The organism is Lutibacter sp. (assembly GCF_040883305.1).
Classification (GTDB): domain Bacteria; phylum Bacteroidota; class Bacteroidia; order Flavobacteriales; family Flavobacteriaceae; genus Lutibacter.
In genome coordinates, this window is the sequence record NZ_JBFLKT010000243.1 from 1 (window position 1) to 2,961 (window position 2,961).

General features: G+C 26.7%; 3 protein-coding genes. All 3 read left to right on the forward strand.

Features of this window, described 5'->3' with window-relative positions; genetic code table 11:
* The first annotated feature begins 123 nt into the window (after window positions 1–123).
* Window positions 124–1,083 (forward strand): tetratricopeptide repeat protein, encoded by a 960-nt coding sequence (locus AB1Z17_RS07705; protein WP_368051221.1) that lies wholly within the window; start codon window positions 124–126, stop codon window positions 1,081–1,083.
* A complete protein-coding gene (locus AB1Z17_RS07710; RefSeq protein ID WP_368051222.1) occupies window positions 1,084–1,857 on the forward strand; it encodes a DUF4292 domain-containing protein in 774 nt (257 codons plus the stop codon). It begins immediately after the preceding gene.
* Window positions 1,857–2,961: murein hydrolase activator EnvC (locus tag AB1Z17_RS07715; RefSeq protein WP_368051223.1), on the forward strand; the 1,105-nt coding region annotated here is incomplete at its 3' end. The genes AB1Z17_RS07710 and AB1Z17_RS07715, both read left to right, overlap by 1 nt.

Sequence of the window (2,961 nt, forward strand, 5' to 3'; positions counted from 1 at the left end):
AATACCTTTTAGAACTAACCGCACATCGTAAAAATTGTATACGTTTTATTCATTCAAAAACAGCTTAAAGCCCTAAAAAAATGCTAATTTTTAAAATGAATAAATTGTATATTGCACTTCTAAATGAATTTAAAAAAATTACATAATCTATTTTTAATTGGAATTGCACTCTGCACCTGTTTTTCATATGCTCAAAATTTAGACAATCAAGAAGTACAAGATTTAAAATTCCAAGAATATTTTTTTGAAGCCTTAAAACAAACTGCAACAAACAATTATTCAAAAGCCATTGAAAACCTAGAGAAATGCGCAGCAATTGATACAGTAAGTTTAGCAGTAGATTTTGAATTTTCTAAAAACTATTTACACTTAAAAAAATATTACGAAGCTGAGGTATTTATTAATAATGCACTTGCAAAAGATCCAGAAAACCAGTATTTATTAAAACATAAAGTTAGTATCTTAAAAGCGGAAAGAAACTATAAAGATGCTATAGAAACTCAAAAGCAATTAGTTAAAATAAAACCTATTTACACAGACGAATTAGTGTTGTTATATATTCAGAATAGAGAGTTTTCAGAAGCCGAAAATTTAATTACCGAAATTGAAGACAAAGCGTTAACAACCTTAAAAATTAGAAGATTTAAAACCTATTTAACCAACAGAAAAAAACTAAAAAAGAAAGAGACTAAAACTGCAATAAACCAACCTGAAGATTCAAGTATTGAAGCTTTAAAAAATTCATTTAAAAAAAATAAAGACTTTAAAACCTTACTTAAAATTCTAAGTTACGAACTTGAAAATAATCTTTTTGAATTATTACAAGTAGATAGTAAGAATGCATTAGAATTATTTCCAGCGCAACCAATTTTATATCAATTAAATGGGTACGCACTAAATAAACTTAAAAAATATAATGATGCAATTGACGTTTTAACTATTGGCATTGATTTTGTTATAGATAATAATGAAATGGAATTAAACTTTTATAATCAGCTAATTATTAGCTATGAAGGTTTAAATAACACAAAAGAAGTTTTAAAATACAAGCAAAAAGCAGCACAGTTAAAACAGGCAAATTAAATGAAAATATTTTCGAAAATTGTACTAATTTCTTTATTAATTTTTACGTCATGTAAATCTAGTAAAAGTACTGTTGATTCTAATATTAATAGTATTTCGACAAAAAAAATTATTAACAGTCATTACAGTGCTGATTTTGATCAAAAAACAATAAATGCTAAAATAAATGCCAAGTATAAAGACGAAAAAACTTCGGTAAGTTTTAGTATAAAATTACGATTAGAAAAAGATAAAACTATTTGGATGAGTGCTACAAAATTTGGGATTCCTGTAGCAAAAGTGAAAATAACACCAAGTAGAGTCGTTTATTATGAAAAAATGCAACGCACCTATTTTGATGGTGATTTTTCTTTATTAAGTAAATGGTTAGGTACCGAATTAGATTACGAAAAAGTTCAGAATATTTTGTTGGGTCAGGCTGTTTTAAATTTAAAAAAGGGAAAATACAATTCTGAAATAGCTAATAATTTATACCAATTAAAACCTAAAAAAGATATTGATTTATTTGGAATTTTGTTTTTTATGAATCCAGATAATTTTAAAGTAAACAGACAAGAAATTAGAAATCAAGAGAAACAACAATTATTATCTGTTTCGTATCCAAATTACAGTAAAATAAAAGGAGAGCAGTTTCCAAAAAATATTGATATCAGAGCAATAGATCATAAAAAAATAACAACCATAAATATAGAATATCGTACTGTTGAATTTAATGAAAGTTTAACCTTTCCGTTTTCAATTCCAAATGGTTACAAAGAAATTAGTTTAAAATAATGCAATTTAAATTAAAACCCCTTTTACTGTTTTTAATAGTACTTATTAGTGTAAATAGTACTGCTCAAAAATCTAAACGCCAAGTATTAGAAGCACGTCGGGTACAACTTCAAAAAGACCAGATCTACATTAACGCCTTACTTTCTAACACTATAAGAACTGAGAAGAATGTTTTAAATCAATTAAAAGATCTTGATGACAAAATTAATACCCGAGAAGATTTAATTAATGCCATAGAAAACGAATCGAATGAATTAGGGAATGAAATTTATTTAAATCAGCTTGAAATAAATAAAAATAAAAGAGATTTAGAGGCACTTAAAAAGGACTATGGCGAAATGATTTATAGTTCTTACAAAAGTAAATCTCAAAATAGTAGAATAATGTTTTTATTGTCTTCAGAAAATTTTTTTCAAGGCTATAAACGCTTTCAGTATATGAAACAATATACAGCTTTTAGAAAAAAACAAGGAGACGAAATTCAAATAAAAACTTCAGAATTACAAGCACTAACAGACTCGTTACAAGTTAAAAAAGATCAAAAAAAGACACTTTTAGATGTAAAAAAGAAAGAACAATCTGGTATTGAAAAAGAAAAGAAAGAGCAAGAAGTTTTATTGAGTAAAGTTAAACAGAAAGAAAATAAATATAAGAAACAAATTAAACAGTTTCAGAAAGAAGAAAGCCGAGTTGCTGCTCAAATTGACAAACTTATTAGAGCTGCAATTGCGGCATCAAATAAAAAATCTGGAAATACTTCAACTGCTACTAAAAGTTCAACTGCTTTTGTTTTAACACCAGAAGCCAAAGAATTAAATTCAAAATTTGAGCTAAATAAAGGGAGGCTAGATTGGCCTGTTGAAAAAGGTTATGTTTCTACATTTTATGGAAAACAACCACATCCAATTGTAAGAACTACCACAATACAAAGCAATGGTGTTAGAATAACTACAGAAAATGGTAGCAAAGCACGTACAGTTTTTGATGGAACTGTATTGGCGGTTCAGGTAACTTCTGGAAATAAAAAAGCTGTTTTAATTCAGCATGGTAATTATATTACAGTTTATAAAAATTTGGAAAACACCAATTTAAAAACAGGCGATA